2 protein-coding genes are annotated in these 738 nt (G+C 49.1%); one reads left to right on the top strand and one right to left on the bottom strand.

Annotation, left to right across the window (positions count from 1 at the left end; all coding sequences use genetic code 11):
* The coding region (locus ACYVG7_RS10010; RefSeq protein WP_460882986.1) for a Fic family protein at positions 1–240 on the top strand (240 nt) is incomplete at its 5' end.
* Here the strand turns inward: ACYVG7_RS10010 and ACYVG7_RS10005 are convergent.
* On the bottom strand, positions 237–395 hold the full coding sequence (locus tag ACYVG7_RS10005) for a hypothetical protein (protein WP_181014913.1): 159 nt from the start codon (positions 393–395) through the stop codon (positions 237–239). The genes ACYVG7_RS10010 and ACYVG7_RS10005 overlap by 4 nt on opposite strands.
* Between the last annotated feature and the right edge of the window lie 343 nt (positions 396–738).

Genomic DNA, 738 nt, shown 5'->3' with positions numbered 1-738 from the left:
GAGCTCATTGCTGCGATTGCCGAGGTGCATGTTGAATTGATCCTGATCCACCCCTTTCGGGAAGGGAATGGCCGCCTAGCTCGATTACTGGCTGATGTCATGGCGGTGCAGGCAGGGTATGAGCCGCTGGATTACTCAGGCTGGGAACAACAAAAAGAGAACTATATTGCCGCTATTCATGCCGGTTTAGCATGCGATTATCGCCCGATGCAGACGTTTGTGGATCTGGCGCTAGTTTAAGCGAGCTCAAGCGATTTGAACTTGGGGTTGGGTTGTTTGAGCTTCAGCTCCAACATATTGATGGACTGACCTGTTTCAATAGCGGTAGAGCTGGCAATTGCTCGGAGCAATCGCGCTTTGGTGGGTGCAGATGGTTTTACTTTTTGCTTGTTCATCGTGTTCTCCAGCATGCGTTGACTACACAAAATCATATCATCGGAAGCCGTAAAATACAGCCCAACACAGCCTCTGAAACCCAGGCTGCAAAATCATCCGCTTGAGTTTACACCGATTCATGATCTTGCGGACAGCATGGTAATCGTCGCAATGAAACGATTAACAGACGCAAGTTTAGAGCTGAGCTGCAAATCCATGGCTAGGGCTCAGTTGATAGATAAATTTCTGATATGGTGCGCTATCTACCGTTGATGGGTCCTATCTGAGGCTGGCATGAAAAAACCGTCTATTCCCTTTGCCCTGACTCATCAGATTGCCAGCCAAGTGTGCAACGTCGCCGAG

The organism is Pseudaeromonas pectinilytica (genome assembly GCF_054780855.1).
The sequence above is the reverse complement of the archived record's forward strand: the minus strand, read 5'-3'. Positions and strand labels throughout refer to the sequence as shown.

Bases quoted from the DNA above. Each gene is read 5' to 3' on its own strand.
- ACYVG7_RS10005 (WP_181014913.1), bottom strand. From the start codon at position 395: ATGAACAAGCAAAAAGTAAAACCATCTGCACCCACCAAAGCGCGATTG.